The organism is Snodgrassella gandavensis (assembly GCF_914768025.1).
GTDB classification, from domain to species: domain Bacteria; phylum Pseudomonadota; class Gammaproteobacteria; order Burkholderiales; family Neisseriaceae; genus Snodgrassella; species Snodgrassella gandavensis.
In genome coordinates, this window is record NZ_CAJZCE010000010.1 from 33,564 (window position 1) to 54,685 (window position 21,122).

Here is a 21,122-nt window from a genome sequence, read left to right on the forward strand (position 1 = left end):
ATTTATATTTTATGTCTGTAATCAGCAATTAATAGTTATTGTAAAATTAATATTGATTTAGTTTATTTGACTGGTAGCGGTATTATTGGTTGAGCTGTTCAATTTTTTTATAACAAAGAGAAAATTATATGAGTGTTTATTTTTTTGGCGGAGGCAATATGACGTCGGCTATTGTCGCCGGCATGAGCAAGCAAGGTGGCTATGATATTGTAGTTATTGACCGTAATCAGGAGAAGCGCGAGCATTTGAGTCGCTGTTATCAGGTACGCAGCAATGATAAACTACCTGAGCTGACTGCGACTGATGTCTTGGTGCTGGCGGTTAAACCACAGGATATGCAACAAGCTACCGCAGGTATCATACTCAACGGGGCATTGGTACTGAGCATTGCCGCGGGATTAACTGTAGATATTCTGCGCCAATTTCTGGATAATCATCAGCGTATCATCCGGATTATGCCCAATACTCCGTGCCAGATTGGTCTGGGCATTTCCGGTTTATTCGCACCGGCAGATATAGATGCAGCAGACAGGGCTGTCGCTGAAAATATCATGCGTACCACTGGTGCTGTGGTATGGCTGGAAGAAGAAAGTGGCATTAATCGGATTGCCGGTATCAGCGGCAGTGGCCCTGCCTATGTGTTCTATTTTCTCAATGCTCTACAGCAGGCAGCCATACAACAGGGTTTCAGCACAGAAGAAGCACACCAGTTAAGCTTGGGCACATTCAAAGGTGCGGTATCTCTGGCAGAACAATCCGGTATTGAATTTGTGCAGTTACAAAAAAATGTGACTTCTAAAGGTGGCACCACATTTGCGGCTACTTCAGTCTTTGAGCAGCATCAGCTAACACAGGTAGTGGTTGATGGTGTGGCCGCCAGTGTTGCACGGGCAGAAGAAATGCAAAAACAGCTTGCTCCTTAAGGTATCGTGTGATTAGTAAAACATTATTTTTATTAGCCAGTGCTCTATCCATCATATGCTGGGCACGGCTTTTGTTACAGTGGGGTAATTTACCTTTTCTGCATCCGTTAGCCCAATTTTGTGTGCACAGTACCAATTGGCTGATACGCCCTTTACGCAGAGTCACGCCGCCACTGAGACATTGGGACGTTGCTTGTATTCTGGCTACCATCATCATTTATTATCTGGCTACAGCACTCAATCTGTTTATTGCCTTTACTTGGATACAGCCAGATGCCCGTGTGATTACCGCCAGCTTGTTATTCTGTATTCTGTTTTCCCTGAAAGCGCTGTGCTATGCCCTGTTTATCGGGCTGGTAATACGGATGTTTTTAAGTTTAAGCAAACCTTATTCAGTATTACTGCTTACCTTGCAGCGCATTTATATACCGCTAACCCGCCCATTTGCCTTTTTGCGAATCGGAAAATATGATTTTTCTGCGACAGTTATTCTGCTGGTGTTGTGGCTTTGTCTGGAATGGTGGTTGCCACAGGCGGGCAGCAAAATTTCATACTGGCTGATTAGCGGATAATGTTGTCGAATGCAAAATTACGAATAGTATATAAAAACATGCTATCATGCCCGGACTTTTTTAACAGCATGACAGCCAGCATCTGTTGTGTTTACAAACAGATTAAGCTGTCAATTCCTGAGCTAATTGCTTAATCGAGCTACGCAAAAGAAAGACTGTACAATGGCTAAACTCACAGAACAAGATATCCAAGCCTGGAATGGCCCTGAAGAGGAGTATATGAATGAAGAACATCAAACTTTCTTCCGTGATTTGCTGTTGAAACTTCAGGATGAACTGATTCATAATGCCAACAACACCGCCGGCCACTTACAGGAGCAGGCTACTACGCCTGACCCAGCAGACCGCGCTACGCTGGAAGAAGAATACGCACTGGAGCTACGTACCCGTGACCGCGAACGTAAGCTGTTGAGCAAGATTCAGGCCTCCCTGCGTCAGTTAGATGAAGGTGATTATGGTTTTTGTCAGGATACAGGTGAGCCAATCGGTCTGAAACGGCTGCTGGCTCGCCCTACTGCCACCCTGTCAGTTGAAGCACAAGAGCGGCGTGAACGGATTAAAAAACAGTTTGTTGACTGATTTTAAATAGATCACAGCTAAGACGCTTTCTGTATGGAAAGCGTTTTTTATTTTATAGCACAAATGTATTGCCAACTTCACTTGCCCATTTACCGTACCAGTAAATCTCTAAAATAATCTGGCTATCAATTGATTAAACCATAAAATTCATAAAAATCTACAGATTGTTTGAAAAATGTTATCAAGCACTAATCTCAACCAAAGCATTTCCCCTGGGCAAGTAATGCTTTTACTGGTGCAAAATCCTGACGATGCTGTGGCAATACGCCAAATTGCTTTAGAGCAGCCAGATGTGCGGCTGTACCATAACCTTTATGTTTGGCAAAACCATACTGGGGATAGCGCTGATCCAGTGCATACATTTCTGCATCCCGCGCCGTTTTAGCCAGAATCGAAGCAGCAGAAATAGCAGCTATTTTCAGATCACCTTTGACTACTGCCTCTGCCGGCAAAGCCAAATCAGCAGGTATGCGATTACCATCTATCCAGACTTTGGCTGGCTTGATATGCAAGCCTGCTACTGCCCGAGCCATGGCGCGCATGGTTGCAAACAGAATATTATATTGATGAATTTCGGCTACATCAGCGGCTGCCACGAACCAAGCAGTTGCCTGTTGCTTAATCAGCACCGCCAGCGCATCCCGTTTCTTTTCAGATAGTTTTTTTGAATCAGTAAGACCGGGTAAATCATAGTCTGCCGGCAAGATAACTGCTGCAGCATATACACTGCCCACCAAAGGTCCGCGACCGGCTTCGTCCACACCGGCATGGCTGGGTAATACGCCTAAATCCATACTCATATTTGCCCCGTTGCATGCTGTAAGACCGCTTGTGCAGCCAGTTCATCCGTATTTAAACGTAATTGTTGATGCAATGTTGAAAAATCAGCCTGCAAGCTTTGTACTTCCTGCGGCGATTCATACCAGTGAATCACTGCCTGCGCCAGTTTTTGTGCTGTAGCGTTACTTTGTAGCAGTTCGGGCACCACACCTCGACCTAACAGGATATTTGGCAAACCAACATACGGAACCTTGATTTTATATTTGACATAAGCATATGTTAAGGGTGAGATTTTATAACTGATGACCATCGGACACTGGCATAAAGCTACTTCCAGCGTAGCCGTGCCACTGGTAACCAGTGCCACATCTGCTGCCTGACAGGCCATTTCCGCATGGGCAGACATTAAACGCACAGGCAATTTTTGCCAGACTGGCTGAGCCAGTATTGCCTGCATTCGCTGCCGCGTTGCCGTCGTTGCCAGTGGCAATAAGAACTGCGCCTGTGGATAACGCTGATGAATAATTTCTGCTGCCTGTAAAAACAGTGGCGCCATAAAATCGATTTCACTGACCCGGCTGCCTGGCATTAAAACAAATACTGGTGCCTGTTCAGACAATTTCAGTTGTTGCCGTTTTGCCATTCGGTCAACAACCAGTGGTAGAGTCTGAGCAAGGGGATGGCCAACAAAGCGGGCGCGGCCACCGGCCTGCTGGTATAGCTCTGGTTCCATCGGAAACAGACACAACACCTCATCTACTTGCTTAACAATTTTTTTTACCCGCTTACGCCGCCATGCCCACACAGATGGGCTGACATAATGTACGGTGGCAATACCTGCATCCTTTAAGCTTTCTGCGACACCCAGATTAAAATCCGGCGCATCAATGCCTACAAATACCTGCGGGCGGATTTTTTTCAGTGCCTGAATCAAACCGCGACGAATGGCAAGAATTTCCGGTAATTTTTTAACTACCTCAACAAAACCACGTACCGCCAGTTTTTCCTGATCATACAAGCTCAGTATCCCCTCAGCCAACATCCGCGGCCCGCCGATACCAACAAATTGTACATACGGATAACGTGCACGAATGGCATTCATCAGATGAGCACCCAGTAAATCACCAGATGCTTCTCCGGCACATAAGGCTATAGTTAGCATCGGCAGTTCAGTTGCAGTTTTATTCATAGCGGAATAGCAGTTTTATAAGCAACTATTATGATAAGATGTAATAGATATCAAGTTTAGCAGGCGATACCGGATTATAAAAGGATAGCGTATAAAAGTTAAAAGCCCAAGCAGATGGCTTGGGCTTTTATAGTGGGGTGGCTGATGGGGCTCGAACCCACGACAACTGGAACCACAATCCAGGGCTCTACCAACTGAGCTACAGCCACCATAAAAACTTTTCAAACTTTGGTGCGCCCGACAGGAATCGAACCTGTAACCCCCGGCTTAGAAGGCCGGTGCTCTATCCGGTTGAGCTACGGGCGCGTACTCTCAAATCTATCCGGATAAGGATTCAGTCGATATGGTCGGGGTGGTGGGATTCGAACTCACGACCCTCTGCTCCCAAAGCAGATGCGCTAACCAGGCTGCGCTACACCCCGACGAGAGAGGCGTACTATACAGCTCTATAAAACTATCGTCAAGGGGTAAAGCAGATTTTTTTGCCATATTTTTGAATTATTGCCGATTTATGTTGGTGGCAATAGATAAAAGCAGATGAAACCGCCGAAAAAAAATGCGACAATACTATTTTTCTGAATATTGGCTGCTGACCGCTGACCAGCAGCATAATCTTTCCTTTCTGTCTGGAATATCCTGATGACCGCACAACTCATTGATGGTAAAAAAGTTTCCCAACAAATTCTACAAAATCTGGCTGCGCGCGTACAACAACGGCTGGACAACCGGTTCCACCGCCCCTGTCTGGCTGTGGTACTGGTAGGCGAAGATCCGGCCAGTGCAGTATATGTACGCAATAAAAAACGTGCCTGTGAAACCATCGGATTTGAATCACGCAGCTATGAGCTGCCAGCACAAACCAGTGAAGCTGAATTACTGGCACTGATCGACGAGATGAATGCAGACAACGGTGTTGACGGTATTCTGGTGCAATTACCTCTGCCTGCTCACATTGACGGTCAGAAGATACTGGAGCGGATTGTGCCGCACAAAGATGTAGACGGTTTTCATCCGTATAATGTAGGTCGTCTGGCAGTGAAAATGCCATTACTGCGCCCATGTACACCCAAGGGAGTGATGACATTACTCGATGCTTATCAGGTTGAAATAACTGGCCAAAAAGCCGTCGTGATTGGCGCTTCGAATATTGTCGGCCGACCGCAGGCATTAGAATTGCTACTGGCACGTGCAACTGTAACAATTTGTCATAGTGCTACTCAGAATCTGGCGCAGGAAGTTGCCGCCGCCGATATTGTGGTGGCGGGAGTCGGCATTCCAGAGTTTGTCAAAGGCGAATGGATTAAACCGGGTGCAGTGGTTATAGATGTGGGGATTAACCGACTGGAAAACGGACAGTTATGCGGTGATGTAGAGTTTGAGACTGCCAAAGAACGTGCCGCAATGATTACGCCGGTACCGGGCGGAGTTGGCCCCATGACTATCGCCACCTTAATGGAAAACACGCTGCAAGCGGCGGAAATTCACGATACACAGCGGTTCTGACATTACGCAATACAATGAGAAACGGCACTGTATTGAAATATATGCAGAAAGCATGTATCGGCTTTTTAGCCAGTGTATTGTTATGTTGCAATAGAATAAGACAGTTATACTGAATCACAGGTTATTCTGTAAGCACTGACAAAATTTCCGGAACGCCGTATCACCAAGCGTTACACGACAAGCTGGCAATATTACTGAAGTGGCTGTCGTAATTTTTAACAAACTATTGTGGTATTAATGTAATGTATCAATTTTTTCTAGACGCATGGGCTGCCCTGCGTCTGCGTTTTTATCCCAAAACGCATTATCGTTACTCTCCGTTAATTATAGTGCCGGTTTTGCTGGCACTGGGCTTGATCAATATGGCCAATATGTCGCAACTTTTGGGACATCAGGCTGGTATAACCGCTTTCATTCTGGCATTAACTGTGTTGCGTTGGGTCATTCTGGGTATGACAATGCAGACCATTTTAGGCTACTACAGCAAGCAGCCGGGGCAATGGTATGGTTATGTACTGGTTACTGAGGCGCTGATACTACCGATGATTGCGATGCTGTACTGGCCACAGGCATTAGCCACCCCGGGATCTTTCTGGCTGATATGGACAATGGTGGTGCAGGTGACTGGCTTTGTACGCATCAGCCAGCAAAATGTTTTCAAAGTAGCCTTGGCTTATATTATCTATTTTTTAGTCACCAGTCTGGCAGGGGGTATGCTGCTGCTTGTATTCAATACCATGGGCTGGCTGGATATAAATAGCATGGCACAGGCTTTCCAGCAAATGCTGACGACGATACCCGCTGCTGAAACAGGAACACACTAATGCTGATGTAGAATCAGGCTGGTTCGGCTATAATAATACATGGTGTTTTTTGTGCGATTTAAACTATTTAGCACTCTTTACCCGAAATTCACCTGACCGGTTTTGTTGATTTGAAAAGGAATAAGCATGACATTAAAAGTTGCCATTAATGGTTATGGCCGTATCGGCCGCCAGGTATTGCGTGCAATTTATGACTATAACCTGCGCAACCAGTTTGAAATTGTCGCGGTAAATGCCAGTGGGTCACTGGAAACCAGTGCTCATCTGACAAAGTTCGATACGGTTCATGGCCGTTTTGCCGCAGATGTTTCATGTGATGATGATGCTTTAATCATTAACGGCGATCGTATCCGCTTTTTCGCTACCCGCAATCCGGCAGAACTGCCTTGGGGTGAATTAGGTGTCGATCTGGTACTGGAATGTACCGGTGCATTTACCAGCAAGGAAAAAGCCAGTGTTCATTTACACAGTGGTGCGAAAAAGGTTTTGATTTCAGCACCCGGCGGTGCCGATGTGGATGCTACTGTGGTATATGGTGTGAATCATCAGGTACTGGCCCCTGAAATGACGGTGATATCTAACGGTTCCTGTACAACCAACTGTCTGGCACCGGTCGCCAAAGCCATTAATGACGGACTGGGCATGGTTAAAGGCTTGATGACTACCATTCATGCTTTCACCAATGATCAGGTTCTGACAGATGTTCGGCATAAGGATTTGCGCCGTGCCCGCAGTGCGGTGGAAAATCTGATTCCAACCAAAACCGGTGCGGCCAAGGCTGTGGGACTGGTACTGCCAGAATTACAGGGTAAATTTGACGGTTTTTCCGTTCGCGTACCCACAATCAATGTTTCACTGGTTGATTTAACCTTTGAAGCGGCACGCGATACCAGTGTAGAAGAAGTGAATGCCATCGTTAAAGCCGCCAGTGAAGGCAGTATGCAGCACATTCTGGGCTATAACACTTTGCCACTGGTTTCTACCGATTTCAATCACATGCCTCAGGCATCGATTTTTGACAGCACTTTAACTAAAGTAACCAATGGCAATATGGTAAAAGTGCTGGCATGGTACGATAATGAATGGGGCTTTAGCTGCCAGATGCTGAACACCGCCCGCGCCATGTTTGGCATGGAAGTTACACCGTTCGCCTAAGCTGTTATCAGCAGATACAGGCTGTCTGAACCCGCCGGATTATTCAGGCAGCCTGAACACATTCCGACTAACCGGAACAAAACCAATAAATCCCAGCCAAAAAAACAATAATCATCGCTAATTGAGCTGATTAAGCCAATAATTTTAATTTCCTAACAGGCAAAACGCTGGCACCCTCCTCCCGCTTCATTGAGGCACAGATTATGCTTAACTATCATTTGCAACCCCACTCTCTGACCCAGCATTTGTGGCAAGTATGCCTCAGTTTTACCCAGCTAGATAGTCAGGATTTCAGTCTGAGTCTACCCAACTGGCTACCCGGCAGTTATATGATCCGTGACTTTGCCCGCCACATCGTCACATTATCGGCCAATTGTAACCATACACCGGCATCAATAGAACAAATAAATAAAAATACTTGGGTATGCAGTGGGCAGGCTGGTAATTGGGAAATCAGCTATCTGGTTTACGCCTTTGATACTTCGGTGCGTGGCGCATTTTTAAATACCGAACGAGGCTTCTTTGATGGTGCCTGCCTGTTTTTACGTCATAACCAGCGTCAGCAAGAAACCTGCCAGTTAGATATTACCGGTTTGCCAGAAAGCTGGGACATCGCCACCACCATGCCGCAAACATCACAGGCACAGGTTTATCAGGCCAGTAATTACCGCGCTCTGATTGATTATCCGGTGGAAATGGGCCATCTGCTACGTCTGCCATTTACAGCAGGCGGTATCGACCACGAAATTATTATCAGCGGACACTTCTCGTCGTTTGACCAGCAGCGGCTGGTAGATGATGTCGCCAAAATATGTGCCAGCGAAATAGCCATGTTTGCCGCACCGGCACCATTTGAGCACTACAGCTTTCTATTGTTTGTTGGAAACGGCATTTATGGTGGACTGGAACACAGATCATCTTCGGCACTCATGGCAGACCGGCATGACCTGCCACAAACCGATGGCAAAAATAGCGATGCCTATATCACCTTACTGGGATTATTCAGTCATGAATATTTTCACGCATGGAATGTAAAATCCATTATTCCATCCGTGTTTGCCAACGATGATCTGAATACAGAAGCCTATACCCGTCTGTTATGGGCATTTGAAGGCATTACCTCTTATTATGATGATTGGTTTTTGGTACGCAGTGGCGTGATTACCCCGGCTCAATATCTGCAACTACTGGCCAAAACTATTACCCGGGTACAACAGGGTGCCGGCCGGCTGAAGCAAAGTTTGGCCGATTCCAGCTTCACTGCGTGGACCAAATACTATAAACAAAATGAAAACAGTGCCAATGCTATTGTCAGCTATTACCAGAAAGGTGCACTGGCGGCCATGTGTCTGGATCACTATATACGCCAGCAAACCGGGCAACAGAAAAATCTGGACGATATTATGCGTGCCCTGTATCACGACTGGCGTGAGCGAGGCATGGGTCTGGCTGAAAATGAATGGCTGGCAATCGCCCAACAGGCCACTGGTATAGATTTAACCGAGGTTTATCAGCAATATATTATGACTACCGCTGATTTACCTTTGGCTGATCAGTTGCAACAGGCTGGGGTACAGTTACACTGGGCGGCCTTGCCTCGTCAGCATGGTGGTGCTTATGTTGAACATATCCCCCCTAGCGAACAGGCTTACGCAGACTTGGGTGCCCGTTTTCAATCAGCCGCATTTGGTATCAGCCTACAGCAGATATTTCATCAGGGCAGTGCTGAGAATGCAGGCATGTGTGCTGGTGATCAGCTTATTGCCCTTAATGATGAAATCATTACTGATTTTGCTAAACAGTGGGCACGTATTGATGTGGGCGAAACAGTTCGGCTACATTTTATCCGCGACGGTCTACTGCGACAGACTACCTTACTGGCACAGGCAGCGACAACTGATACTGCGCTGTTAAGCATTGATAATGCATTGCTATTACAGCAGTGGTTGCAGCCGCCGTCACAGATTTAACCAGATATTATTACCATCACTTTCCTATTTACAAATGTTGTGTATTCATGCCTGCTGACTTACATCTGACTCTTGTCCTACCGGGCTTATTGTGGCCACATCAGGAAGCTATAGTGCCAAAATTACCGTTACCGGCACTGAATACTCTGCGGCAGTGGAGCAAATATTTCCCACAAACCATTAGCCGAAGCCTGCTTTACCGCCAATATCTGTGGCAAGGTTCATGGTTGCAACAGGCAGGCCAACAAATAAATTCTGACTCAAATGGTTATGGCTTTATTGCCACCCCCATCAGCCAGACAGCCGGCATGCATCAGCTTCAGTATCTGGATGGAAAAGTGCTTGGCCTGACCACAGAAGAAGCGAAAGCTTTTTGTGACGTGTTAAATGCATGGTTACAGGCAGACGGCTGGCAATTTAGGCCAGTAAAACCGGATTTATGGCTAGTTACCACGCCACAGACCATTGAATTTACCTTGCCACCCTTACTGGATTTGTCTGGCCGCATCGATGGTACGACCAAGCCGGCTGGAGCCGATGCTACCCTGATTTTGCAACAGCAAACCGAACTGCAAATGTTACTGTATCAGCACCCATTGAACCTGCAACGTAATGCACGTGGTCTGCCCGCAATCAATGGTTTCTGGTTTGAACAAGACAGCGCAGGTACAGCTAACAACAAAACGCTACTTTATACCAACAGCTCATGGGCATTTCATGCACACAATTTGCCGGAAAATTACACTGGGTTAGCCGATTCCCTGTCCAGCCAGCAGGAAGTTGTATTGTTTAACGAGGAATTGTGCTTACCGGTTAATCAGGGCGATGTTTATACCTATACGCAGATACTGCAACAATGGGAGCAGGACTGGTGGCAACCGCTACTGACAGCACTGCAAAACAGACAAATTCATCGTCTGGATATCCGGTGCGAAGCGGGTGTGCTTAAAATTCGCAAACCCTGGCTTCCCCCATTCTGGCGCAAAACAAAACCTTTTAGCGGATTAAGCTTATGAAACTGGTGCGCATTCTTACCCGCCCGATTGATACCGTTGCCCAGCAAACTTTACTTGCACAGAGCGTTGACCCTTTGCTGGCCAAACTATATGCAGCCCGAGCCATTAAAAGTAAAAGCGAAACTGAATACAGTCTGTCTGCCCTGCTGCCGTTTCAGAGTCTGAAAAATATTCAGGCGGCCTGTGAGCGGTTAGCACGAGCTATCGAGCAGCAGGAAAAAATCCTGATTGTGGCTGATTATGATGCAGATGGTGCCACAGCCTGCGCACTGGGTATGCGTGGTTTACAGGCAATGGGCGCCAAAACCGATTTTCTCGTACCTAACCGTTTTGACCATGGCTATGGCCTGACACCGCAAATTGCTGAATTGGCTGCTCAGGCCAATACCGATTTACTGCTTACCGTAGACAATGGTATTGCCAGCGTAGCAGGGGTAGAGCGGGCTCAACAGCTGGGCATGGATGTTCTGATTACCGACCATCATTTACCCGGTGAACAACTGCCCGAATGTATTATTGTTAACCCCAATCAGCCCGGAGATCATTTCCCAAGTAAGGCTTTGGCAGGCGTAGGGGTTATGTTTTACCTACTAATGGCCTTACGCCACCATCTGCGTCTGCATAACTGGTTTAGCCAGCATGCTGAACCGAATCTGGCCCAATGGCTTGATCTGGTGGCATTAGGCACCATTGCCGATGTCGTCCCCCTTGATCAGAATAACCGCATTCTGGTAGCGCAGGGACTCAGGCGGATACGTGCAGACAAAATGCAGGCCGGTATACGCGCCCTGTTTCATGTCGCAAAACGCAAGGTACAGCAGGCACAGGCATTTGATCTTGGTTTTGCCATCGGCCCACGTCTGAATGCAGCAGGCCGGCTGGATGATATGAGTCTGGGTATTGCCTGTCTGCTCAGCGACGATATGGAAAGCGCAACAGACTTAGCTGTACAGCTGGATGACTTAAATCGTGAACGCCGTCAGATTCAGCGTAGTATGCAGGACGAGGCCAATCTGCAACTGGCCACCATTGATACAGAAAACAGTTACAGCATTGTTGCCTATCACGATAGCTGGCATCAGGGCGTAACCGGTATTGTTGCTGGCCGCTTACGCGAAACTTTCCATCGCCCCAGTATTGTTTTTGCTCAGGCTGAAGATGGAACGTTACGGGGCTCAGGCCGCTCCATCACAGGTTTACATCTGCGTGATGCACTGGATCTGGTTAGCAAGCGACGACCAGAAATCATTCAGAAATTCGGTGGACATGCCATGGCAGCCGGGTTAAGTATAGCCAGAATAGACCTGCCAGCTTTCCAGCGTGAATTTGAGGCGGTCTGCCAGCAACTTATCCAGCCGGCCGATCTCAATCATACTTACCAAACCGATGGTTCATTAGACAGTGAGCACCTGAATTTAGACACTGCACAACAACTGGCCACATTGGTGTGGGGGCAAAACTTTCCCGAACCATGCTTTTGCGACGAATTCAGGGTAGTCCGGCAACACAGCGTTGGCACTGGTCATATCAAAGCAGTGTTGCGCAAGAGCAATTGTGAATGTGAAGCCATGTTTTTCCGCTGTAGTACTACCCTGCCAGAACACATACGCGTAGTTTACCGGCTGGTAGCCAACGAGTGGCGCCAACAAATGGAACTACAGTTATATGCAGATTACTGGGAAATTTGTGCCTAAACAGATATACAAGCTGTTTAAATACACAAATTCACTTATAATTAGCACAATTAAACATTAACATGGATTTACTAAAGGCACATTCTGTTACCGGTCACAAAACAGCATACTGGGCACACCAGACTGTAAAACGAAGCCAGAACAGGTGTAATAGCCAGCCAGAGTAAACTCAAAAAGTTATTAAGACGGGAATTAGTTTGTATGAGTGTAGGATTGATTCGGGTTTTGTATAAACACCAGATTATTGACGCAGAAAAAGCAGAAGAACTGCGTCAGGAACTGGAACAGAAACGTCCGGTTATACCGGCACTGTTGCAGTCCGGTACCATTAATGCCGATAAGCTGGCCAGCTTTCTGTCTAGTGTATTCAGTATTCCTTATTTGAATCTGGAACTGTATAACCAAAATCTGGTACCGTTAAATTTAATCAATCTGAAAATCATGCAGCAATACATGTGTGTACCGATATTGAAGCGCGGTAACCGCCTGTTTCTCGCTGTATCTGACCCAACCTTGATTCAACATTATCAGAAAATTGCCACTGATGCTGGTTGCATATTGAATCTGGTTATTGTTCGTGATACCCAGTTACGCCAATTACTGGAAAATCTTGACCAAGGATCCACCAGTCTGCTGGAGGGCATGGATTCAGTCGGTGGTGGTGAAGCAGTCGGCAGCAATGCCATGTCTGCAGATGAAGAAGATGATGAAAATGGCCCAGTTGCTAAATTTGTCTTTAAAATACTGGGGGATGCTCTAGCCGGTGGTGCATCAGATATCCATTTCGAATTTTATGAAGAAATAGCGCGGATACGTTTCCGTGTTGATGGACAATTACGTGAAGTAGTCCGTATGCCTCTGAATATCCGCAGCCAAATTTCCTCACGCATCAAAGTTATGTCCAAACTGGATATTTCAGAAAAGCGTATTCCTCAGGATGGCCGCATTCAGATTCAGTTTCGCAAAGGTGCCAAGCCAATTGACTTTCGTGTCAGTACACTGCCCACCCTGTTTGGTGAAAAAATTGTAATGCGTATCCTGAATTCGGATGCCGCCACCTTGAATATCGAACAGCTCGGTTTTGAGCCATTCCAGAAAGAATTACTGCTAGAAGCTATTCATCGCCCCTATGGCATGGTACTGGTTACCGGTCCAACTGGTTCAGGTAAAACCGTATCATTGTATACCTGTCTGAATATACTTAATACCGACAGCGTTAATATTTCCACCGCAGAAGACCCAGCGGAAATTAACCTGCCCGGTATCAATCAGGTCAACGTTAATGATAAACAGGGGCTGACATTCGCAGCGGCACTAAAATCTTTCCTGCGTCAGGATCCAGACATCATCATGGTGGGGGAAATTCGAGATCTGGAAACCGCAGATATCGCCATCAAGGCTGCACAAACTGGCCATATGGTTTTTTCCACCCTGCATACCAATAACGCCCCGGCTACATTGTCACGTATGCTGAATATGGGCGTTGCCCCATTTAACATTGCCAGCTCAGTTAATCTGATTATGGCTCAGCGTCTGGTACGGCGTTTATGCACCTGCAAGGCACCAGCAGAACGTCCGCCAGAATATGCTCTGAAAGAAGCCGGCTTTTCAGATGAAGATCTAGCCAAAGACTGGACATTTTACCGGCCAGTGGGCTGTGAACGCTGCAAAGGCAAAGGCTATAAGGGACGTGCCGGTGTTTATGAAGTCATGCCCGTCAGTGAAGAAATGCAACGTATCATCATGAACAACGGTAATGAAGTTGATATCAGCACTCAGGCTCTCAAGGAAGGACTGGTTGATTTGCGTCATGCCGGTTTGCTTAAAGTTATGGAAGGTATCACGTCTCTGGACGAAATTCTGGCAACCACCAATGATTAAAGCTGATTGCCGATTTATTAAATTAAATCAATACTGTGGGAAAAACTATGAATAAACCAATAGCAGTATCCAAAACCAAACCCGCCGGTACTACTTTCAATTTTGAAGGTAAAAACCTCAAAACTGACCAGATTGTACGCGGAGAGGTAGTCGCAAAAAATGAAGTAGAAGCTCGTGCCAAGCTGAACCGGCGTCAGATTCGTGTTATTCAAATTACCAAGGTCAAGAAACAGCGTCAGAAGAAAATCAGCCAGGCGGATATCACTGTCTTTACGCGACAATTATCCACCATGATGAAGTCCGGCTTACCATTAATGCAGGCATTTGATATCGCTGCCAAAGGTCACTCCAATCCAGCCATGACTCAGTTACTGACAGAAATTCGTACAGATGTTGAGCAGGGTACATCTCTGGCCGATTCGTTTTCCAAACATCCAAAATATTTTGATAAATTTTATTGCAATCTGGTGCGTGCCGGTGAAGCTGGTGGTGTACTGGAAGGACTATTAGACAAACTGGCGGTATATAAAGAAAAAACTCAGGGTATCAAGAAAAAAGTTAAAAGTGCCCTAACTTATCCGGCCGTTGTAGTGATTGTCGCCATAGCACTGATTTTTGTCATGATGATGTTTGTACTGCCGTCTTTTGCCAAGGTATATGAAGGGATGGGCGTTCCCTTACCTGGCTTAACTCAGGTTATGATGAATATATCTGACTTTTTCGTGCATTATGGCATTTTTATGCTTATAGGATTGATTATAGCAGGAATTGGCTTTTATAAAACGTTCCAAACATCAGCAGCCCTGCAAAAACGCTTTGATCATATGCTGTTAAAACTACCTATCTTTGGGCAAATTGTGCGCAAAGCAACCATTGCTCGCTGGTCTCGTACTATGGCCACTCTGTTTGCTGCTGGGGTACCACTGGTCGAAGTATTAGATTCGGTAGCCGGCGCAGCAGGTAATATTGAGTATGAGGAAGCCACTCTGGAAATCCGTGCCAAAGTAAATCAGGGGATTTCACTGACCTCCGCCATGCAGGCAACAGAGCTATTTCCCAATATGGTAATGCAGATGGCTTCTATCGGAGAGGAATCTGGTTCATTGGATTCCATGCTGAATAAGGCCGCTGAATTTTATGAAGAAGACGTAGATACAGCTGTTTCACAATTATCTTCACTAATGGAACCAATCATCATGGTTGTACTTGGTGGTATCGTCGGTGTCATTCTGGTAGCCATGTACTTACCACTCTTCAATATTGGTAATGCGGTAGGTTAATGACAGATGTTAACTGATACCCTGTTTTTCGGCGCAGTCGCACTAATATTGGGTTTTGCCGTTGGCAGTTTCCTGAATGTAGTCATCTATCGCTTACCCATCATGATGGAAAGAAGCTGGCAGGCTGAAGCACGGATGGCATTACAGCTGCCAGCAGAAAACTCTGCCCGCTTTAATCTGTGTGTCCCACCTTCAGCCTGTCCCCACTGTCAGTGCAAAATTCGCTGGTGGCAGAATATACCGCTGTTCAGTTATCTACTCTTGCGTGGTCGCTGCGCTGCATGTGCTGTATCAATCAGTCCCCGCTACTTTTGTGTAGAGTTATTAACAGGTCTGGCCTTTGCAGCAGTCGTCTGGCGTTATGATGTTACGCCTGTCGCAGCAGGTGGTCTGGTACTGACTGCTGCGCTGATTGCACTGACCTTCATTGATGCTGACACCCAGCTCTTGCCTGACCAGATTACCTTGCCACTACTGTGGTTTGGTTTACTGTTTAACTGGTACTGCGGGTTTGTTCCCTTATCTGCTGCCGTGTGGGGAGCCGCACTGGGCTATCTGAGCTTATGGTCACTTTTCTGGTTATTTAAACTGCTAACCGGCAAAGATGGCATGGGCTATGGTGATTTCAAATTACTGGCTGCTCTTGGTGCCTGGATGGGTGTTGCAGCATTGCCATTAATTGTATTCATGGCTGCAATTGTCGGCATTATTGCCTCACTTATTCTCAAAGTTGCCCGCAGTCAGCCAATGGCTTTCGGCCCGGCACTGGCTATTGCCGGCTGGATTGTGTGGATAGCAAATAGTCAGATTAGCCAACTAATTCAATGGTGGTTACGTCTTTCTGGATTCAGTGCATGACATTTTGGGTAGGGTTATCGGGCGGAATAGGCAGTGGCAAATCCACAGCAGCAAGCTGCTTTGCAGCTGTGGGTGTACCAGTGCTGAATGCAGATGATATTTCCCGTCAGCTCACTGCACCACAAGGTCTGGCTTTACCTGCAATCCGCAAACAGTGCGGGAAAAACCTGTTTCTGGCTGACGGTAGTCTGGATCGCCAGCAACTGCGTAACTGGGTATTTGCCGATTCTCGCAACCGCATATTGCTGGAAAATATTCTTCATCCCCTAATCTGGCAAGCTCTGCAACAAGCCAAGCAGCAAGCCAGTTCAAACCAGCATTATGGCATTATAGAAATTCCTCTACTGGCAGAAAAACCAGAATTTCAACAATTGGTACAACGTATACTCATTATCGAAGCCCCGCTTGATATATGTATTCAGAGAGTTCAGCAACGTAGTGGTCTGGACGAAACCGCAATCCATGCTATCATGGCACAACAGACTGACAGTAACAGCAGAAAAGCCATTGCTGATGACATTATTATCAACGATGGCAGCTGGCAGGAACTTAACCGGAAAGTCATTCAGCAGCACCACTACTATCAAGCTCTAACACCATCCAAGTTATGACCGATCTCATCCATTTCGAACACCCTTTGTCCGAGCGCGTGCGCAATTTCTTACGTATCGCACACCTGTTCAAGCACTTCCATGAAGTCGTGATACGCAGCGAAATCTGGGCACATCATTGTGCACTGTTTTCACTGTTTGAAATCATGGAAGCAGCCGCACGTGCCGAGCTGAAACTGGATATTTTGCAGGAATTGGAACGCCAAAAAGGTCTGGCACGGCAGCGTGGTGAAGAAGGTGGTGCTGCGCTAGAAACTATCCAGACCGCAATTTCAAATCTGCAAAGTGTCCAGCAGAAATTCGGCCAGCATTTACGTGAAAATGAATGGTTGATGGCAATCAAACAACGCATGTTTGTTCCCGGTGGTACCAGCCCGTATGATTTGCCTTCATATTATTACTGGCAGCAAAAAAGCCCTGCAGAACGCGAAAACCAGTTACGCCAGTGGGTTCAAAGTCTATTACCCACTTATGAAGCCATTAATCTGCTACTGGAAATCCTGCGCCACAACAGTCTATCAGTAGAATGTCTGGCGACAGCCGGCAGTTACCAGCATAATAGTCTGGGACAGAATATCCATCTGCTTGGCATCAATGTTGCACAGAACGCCGCAGCATTGCCAGAAGTATCGGCCAATAAATATTTTACCCACATTCGCTTTTTACAGGCATCACAACAACAGGCACGCGGATCAGTTTTAACGACAGACATTCCGTTTACTCTGGTTATGTGCAGCTTCGATCCGGTAATCAAATAATGACAGAAAAAATCACAACGGTTATTTGCCCCATCTGTGGCCAAAGCGTTGTCTGGACTCCGGCCAACCGTTTCCGACCATTTTGTTCAGAACGCTGCAAAATGATCGATCTTGGCAGCTGGGCCAGTGAAAACTATAACCTGCCGGCAGATGAAGATCAGCCACTGAGCGAAGAAATAAAACCATCAGAGCCTTAATCATCAGCGGAACATTATCACCAACCATTGCAGATATCCATTTAACCTATGACCTCTCCTGCCCTTTGCATCAAACAAGCTGTTAAAACCTATGCCAATGGTTTTAAGGCTTTAAAAGGCGTCAGCTTCAGCGTGCAGCCAGGTGAATTTTTTGGCCTGCTCGGTCCCAATGGCGCTGGCAAAACCACACTTATTTCAGCTATGGCCGGTCTGAGCCGTCTAAGCTCCGGCCAAATCAGCATTTGCGGCCATGATGTGCAACATGAAGCAAATATCACCCGTAAACTTTTAGGAGTCGTACCACAGGAACTGGTTTTCGACCCTTTTTTCAGCGTACGCGAGGCGCTGCGATTCCAGTCCGGTTATTTTGGTTTGCGCAAAAATGACGAATGGATAGATGAAATTATTGTCAGTCTGGGTCTGGCAGACAAGGCTAATACCAATACCCGCAACCTCTCCGGCGGCATGAAGCGTCGTGTCATGGTAGCGCTGGCACTGGTACACCGGCCACCAGTCATCGTACTGGACGAACCTACTGCCGGCGTAGATGTCGAGTTAAGACAAAATCTGTGGCAATTCATTACCAAACTGAATACAGCCGGTCATACTATCATTCTGACAACCCATTATCTGGAAGAGGCACAGTCGTTATGTAACCGTATTGCCATGCTTAAACACGGCGAAATTGTGGCACTGGACAGTACCCAAAACCTATTGGATAGCGAAGCAGATTTACAACTGACATTAACGCTTGACCAACCACTACCAGCCAACCTGCATCAGCATCTCATACAGGCAGATGGTAACAATTATCTACTCAAACTTGCCGACTACAGCCAGCTGGCCACCCTGTTACAAAACCTGCAAACCCAGAACATCAACGTCAGAAACCTGCACATAATGGAAAACGATCTGGAAAACGTCTTCCTGCGCCTGACCAGCGATCATGTGAAAGGCGAAAAATGAATACCATTGGTTGCTATACCCTGTTTAAAAAAGAAGTACTGCGTTTCTGGAAAGTCGGCTTTCAAACCCTATCTGCGCCCATTCTGACTGCCCTGCTGTATCAGCTGATTTTTGCTCACCTCATGCAGGGACGTACTGATATCCTACCTGGTGTCAGCTATAATGCATTTCTGATACCGGGGCTAGCCATGATGTCCATGCTGCAAAATGCCTTTGCCAACTCTTCCTCAAGCCTGATTCAGTCACGTATAACCGGTAATCTGATATTTATCCTATTACCGCCATTAGGTACAGCTGCTTTCTTCTGCGCCTATGTGGGTGCTTCCATCCTACGCGGATTAATGGTAGGGATTGGTGTAATAGCAGTAACAGCTTTCTTCGGCCTACCTCTGCCTTATCACGTCGGCTGGATAATCACATTCGCCTTACTGGGATGTGCAATTATGGGGATGTTTGGCCTCTTGGCAGGCATTGTCGCAGAAAAATTCGACCAGCTAGCTGCATTCCAGAATTTTCTCATCATGCCCCTGACTTTTCTGTCTGGCGTATTCTATTCCATTAACAGCTTGTCAGCATTCTGGCGCTCCCTCAGTCATTTCAATCCGGTTTTTTACATCATTGACGGCTTTCGTTTTGGCTTTTTCGGCCAAAGTGATTCCTCCCCCTGGCTGGCATTAAGCGTAGTCGGCAGCTTTGCCATTGGCTTGTGTATTCTTGTCTGCGCCATACTGAAATCTGGCTGGAAATTACGCAATTAGACAAACTAAAACGCTATAATAGCCGCCATTTCAATAGCTATTCTGGAGCCCATCATGTTAACACCCGAAGAGGTTAAAGCCATGATTGCCAACCTTCTGCCCTGCGAATATCTCGAGGTTGAAGGCGACGGTCATCATTTCTTTGCCCAGATTGTATCCAGTGCTTTTTCCGGAAAAAGCCGTCTGGCTCGCCATCGTATGATTAAAGATGGTCTGGCACAACAGATTGCCAGCAATGAATTACATGCACTATCCATTACCACCGCAGCCACACCTGCTGAATGGGCAGCAAAACAGCATTAATCGGCAGACAGCCTTTACTGCCATCATTGAGAATTTATATGGAAAAATTAAAAATCCGTGCTAACGGCGCATTAAACGGCGAAATCATTATTTCCGGCGCCAAAAATGCAGCCCTGCCTTTGCTGTGCGCTTCACTACTAACACGGGATACCCTGCATCTGACCAATGTCCCCATGCTGCGGGACGTTAAAACCACCCAAAAACTGTTACAGGGCATGGGCGCACGCGTACTGACAGACAACGTGCATGAATTCGAAATCAACTGTAGCGGCATCAACAATACCTGTGCACCATACGATCTGGTCAAAACCATGCGTGCTTCCATTCTGGTATTAGGACCGACACTAGCGCATTTTGGTGAAGCTCAGGTTAGCCTGCCTGGCGGGTGTGCCATCGGTTCACGACCGGTAGACCAACATCTGAAAGGGCTTGAAGCCATGGGCGCCGAAATCAGTATCGAGCATGGTTACGTTAAAGCCCGTGCCCGACGTCTGCAAGGCGCACATATCGTCATGGATATGGTTACCGTAACCGGTACAGAAAACCTGTTAATGGCTGCCACACTGGCAGAAGGCATTACCATTCTGGAAAATGCTGCCATGGAGCCAGAAGTTACCGATCTTGCCGACTGTCTGGTTAAAATGGGAGCGAATATTCAGGGCATAGGTACTCCTACTCTTACCATTACCGGTGTAGAAAAACTACATGGCTGTACCCACCGCGTAGTACCCGATCGCATCGAAGCTGGTACTTTCCTGTGCGCAGTAGCCATGACCGGCGGTAAAGTCGTTCTCAAGCATACCGCCCCTAAAACCATGCTGGCCATTCTGGAAAAACTGAGTGAAGCCGGTGCCATTATTGAAGCGGGTGACGACTGGATTAGCATCGACATGCAGCAACGTCCGAAAGCCGTAGATATACGCACCCTGCCCTATCCAGCATTTCCCACCGACATGCAGGCACAGTTTATGGTAATGAATACCATCGCCAGTGGTAACAGTAAGGTAGTAGAAACCATTTTTGAAAATCGCTTTATGCACGTCCCCGAACTCAATCGCATGGGAGCACGGATATCAGCCGAAGGCAATACCGCTATTGTAGAAGGCGTGGAACAGTTATCCGGTACCACCGTAATGGCCACCGACCTGCGCGCATCGGCTAGTCTTGTACTGGCTGGTCTGGTAGCCAGTGGTGAAACCACCGTTGAACGTATTTACCATCTGGATCGTGGTTACGAAAACATTGAACAAAAACTGAGTGGCGTAGGTGCTATTATTGAACGCGCTAGCAACTAGTAAACGTCAC

The 21,122-nt window shown here is 46.8% G+C and carries 21 protein-coding genes and 3 tRNA genes; 19 read left to right on the forward strand and 5 right to left on the reverse strand.

Annotated features, from left to right (window positions below; genetic code table 11):
- Positions 1 to 128: 128 nt before the first annotated feature.
- The 3 genes from proC (at position 129) to dksA (ending at position 2,074) form a co-directional block, all read left to right on the forward strand.
- Positions 129 to 923, forward strand: a complete 795-nt coding sequence (proC, locus tag MJ764_RS08075) for a pyrroline-5-carboxylate reductase (protein ID WP_239326060.1) — start codon at positions 129 to 131, stop codon at positions 921 to 923.
- Positions 924 to 931: 8 nt separating this feature from the next.
- Entirely contained in the window at positions 932 to 1,495 is a 564-nt protein-coding gene (locus MJ764_RS08080; protein WP_239326061.1) for a YggT family protein, read from the forward strand.
- 162 nt (positions 1,496 to 1,657) lie between these two features.
- Positions 1,658 to 2,074 carry an RNA polymerase-binding protein DksA gene (dksA, locus tag MJ764_RS08085; protein WP_037407116.1) on the forward strand — a complete coding sequence of 139 codons (417 nt, stop codon included), beginning with the start codon at positions 1,658 to 1,660 and terminating at the stop codon, positions 2,072 to 2,074.
- Between the two features lie 194 nt (positions 2,075 to 2,268).
- Here the strand turns inward: dksA and rnhB are convergent, their stop codons facing one another.
- From rnhB to MJ764_RS08110, 5 genes are all read right to left on the reverse strand, one after another.
- Entirely contained in the window at positions 2,269 to 2,874 is a 606-nt protein-coding gene (gene rnhB, locus MJ764_RS08090; protein WP_239326062.1) for a ribonuclease HII, read from the reverse strand.
- Positions 2,871 to 4,043 carry a lipid-A-disaccharide synthase gene (gene lpxB, locus MJ764_RS08095; protein ID WP_239326063.1) on the reverse strand — a complete coding sequence of 391 codons (1,173 nt, stop codon included), beginning with the start codon at positions 4,041 to 4,043 and terminating at the stop codon, positions 2,871 to 2,873. The genes rnhB and lpxB overlap by 4 nt, the downstream gene beginning before the upstream one ends.
- Positions 4,044 to 4,176: 133 nt before the next feature.
- Positions 4,177 to 4,252: transfer RNA gene (locus tag MJ764_RS08100), tRNA-His, on the reverse strand.
- A 20-nt stretch (positions 4,253 to 4,272) separates the two neighbouring features.
- Positions 4,273 to 4,349 (reverse strand) — tRNA-Arg (locus MJ764_RS08105).
- A 38-nt stretch (positions 4,350 to 4,387) separates the two neighbouring features.
- Positions 4,388 to 4,465 (reverse strand) — tRNA-Pro (locus MJ764_RS08110).
- Between the two features lie 217 nt (positions 4,466 to 4,682).
- On the opposite strand from MJ764_RS08110, the gene folD reads away from it, so the two are divergent.
- The 16 genes from folD (at position 4,683) to murA (ending at position 21,112) form a co-directional block, all read left to right on the forward strand.
- A complete protein-coding gene (gene folD, locus MJ764_RS08115) occupies positions 4,683 to 5,546 on the forward strand; it encodes a bifunctional methylenetetrahydrofolate dehydrogenase/methenyltetrahydrofolate cyclohydrolase FolD (protein WP_239326064.1) in 864 nt (287 codons plus the stop codon).
- A 242-nt stretch (positions 5,547 to 5,788) separates the two neighbouring features.
- Positions 5,789 to 6,370, forward strand: coding sequence for a hypothetical protein (locus MJ764_RS08120; protein ID WP_239326065.1), 582 nt, complete (start codon positions 5,789 to 5,791; stop codon positions 6,368 to 6,370).
- 126 nt (positions 6,371 to 6,496) lie between these two features.
- The gene (gene gap, locus MJ764_RS08125; protein ID WP_239326066.1) at positions 6,497 to 7,525 is read left to right on the forward strand and encodes a type I glyceraldehyde-3-phosphate dehydrogenase; all 1,029 of its coding nucleotides are present in this window, start codon (positions 6,497 to 6,499) and stop codon (positions 7,523 to 7,525) included.
- Positions 7,526 to 7,728: 203 nt separating this feature from the next.
- On the forward strand, positions 7,729 to 9,495 hold the full coding sequence (locus MJ764_RS08130; protein ID WP_239326067.1) for a M61 family metallopeptidase: 1,767 nt from the start codon (positions 7,729 to 7,731) through the stop codon (positions 9,493 to 9,495).
- A gap of 47 nt (positions 9,496 to 9,542) precedes the next feature.
- Positions 9,543 to 10,511, forward strand: a complete 969-nt coding sequence (locus tag MJ764_RS08135) for a hypothetical protein (RefSeq protein ID WP_239326068.1) — start codon at positions 9,543 to 9,545, stop codon at positions 10,509 to 10,511.
- Entirely contained in the window at positions 10,508 to 12,205 is a 1,698-nt protein-coding gene (recJ, locus tag MJ764_RS08140; RefSeq protein WP_239326069.1) for a single-stranded-DNA-specific exonuclease RecJ, read from the forward strand. Before MJ764_RS08135 ends, recJ begins: the two co-directional genes overlap by 4 nt.
- Positions 12,206 to 12,406: 201 nt before the next feature.
- Positions 12,407 to 14,086: a type IV-A pilus assembly ATPase PilB gene (pilB, locus tag MJ764_RS08145; protein ID WP_239326070.1), complete on the forward strand. Its 1,680-nt coding sequence runs from the start codon at positions 12,407 to 12,409 to the stop codon at positions 14,084 to 14,086.
- 47 nt (positions 14,087 to 14,133) lie between these two features.
- A complete protein-coding gene (locus tag MJ764_RS08150) occupies positions 14,134 to 15,366 on the forward strand; it encodes a type II secretion system F family protein (protein WP_239326071.1) in 1,233 nt (410 codons plus the stop codon).
- Between the two features lie 6 nt (positions 15,367 to 15,372).
- Complete coding sequence (locus tag MJ764_RS08155) at positions 15,373 to 16,224, forward strand: prepilin peptidase (RefSeq protein ID WP_239326072.1); 852 nt, start codon at positions 15,373 to 15,375, stop codon at positions 16,222 to 16,224.
- A complete protein-coding gene (gene coaE, locus MJ764_RS08160) occupies positions 16,221 to 16,835 on the forward strand; it encodes a dephospho-CoA kinase (RefSeq protein WP_239326073.1) in 615 nt (204 codons plus the stop codon). The genes MJ764_RS08155 and coaE overlap by 4 nt, the downstream gene beginning before the upstream one ends.
- Entirely contained in the window at positions 16,832 to 17,593 is a 762-nt protein-coding gene (gene zapD / locus MJ764_RS08165) for a cell division protein ZapD (RefSeq protein WP_239326074.1), read from the forward strand. The genes coaE and zapD overlap by 4 nt, the downstream gene beginning before the upstream one ends.
- A complete protein-coding gene (gene yacG, locus MJ764_RS08170; RefSeq protein ID WP_239326075.1) occupies positions 17,593 to 17,790 on the forward strand; it encodes a DNA gyrase inhibitor YacG in 198 nt (65 codons plus the stop codon). Before zapD ends, yacG begins: the two co-directional genes overlap by 1 nt.
- Positions 17,791 to 17,838: 48 nt before the next feature.
- Entirely contained in the window at positions 17,839 to 18,756 is a 918-nt protein-coding gene (locus MJ764_RS08175; protein ID WP_239326076.1) for an ABC transporter ATP-binding protein, read from the forward strand.
- Positions 18,753 to 19,514, forward strand: coding sequence for an ABC transporter permease (locus tag MJ764_RS08180; protein ID WP_239326077.1), 762 nt, complete (start codon positions 18,753 to 18,755; stop codon positions 19,512 to 19,514). The genes MJ764_RS08175 and MJ764_RS08180 overlap by 4 nt, the downstream gene beginning before the upstream one ends.
- A gap of 54 nt (positions 19,515 to 19,568) precedes the next feature.
- On the forward strand, positions 19,569 to 19,817 hold the full coding sequence (locus tag MJ764_RS08185) for a BolA family protein (protein WP_239326078.1): 249 nt from the start codon (positions 19,569 to 19,571) through the stop codon (positions 19,815 to 19,817).
- Between the two features lie 38 nt (positions 19,818 to 19,855).
- A complete protein-coding gene (gene murA, locus MJ764_RS08190) occupies positions 19,856 to 21,112 on the forward strand; it encodes a UDP-N-acetylglucosamine 1-carboxyvinyltransferase (RefSeq protein WP_239326079.1) in 1,257 nt (418 codons plus the stop codon).
- Positions 21,113 to 21,122 lie beyond the last annotated feature (10 nt).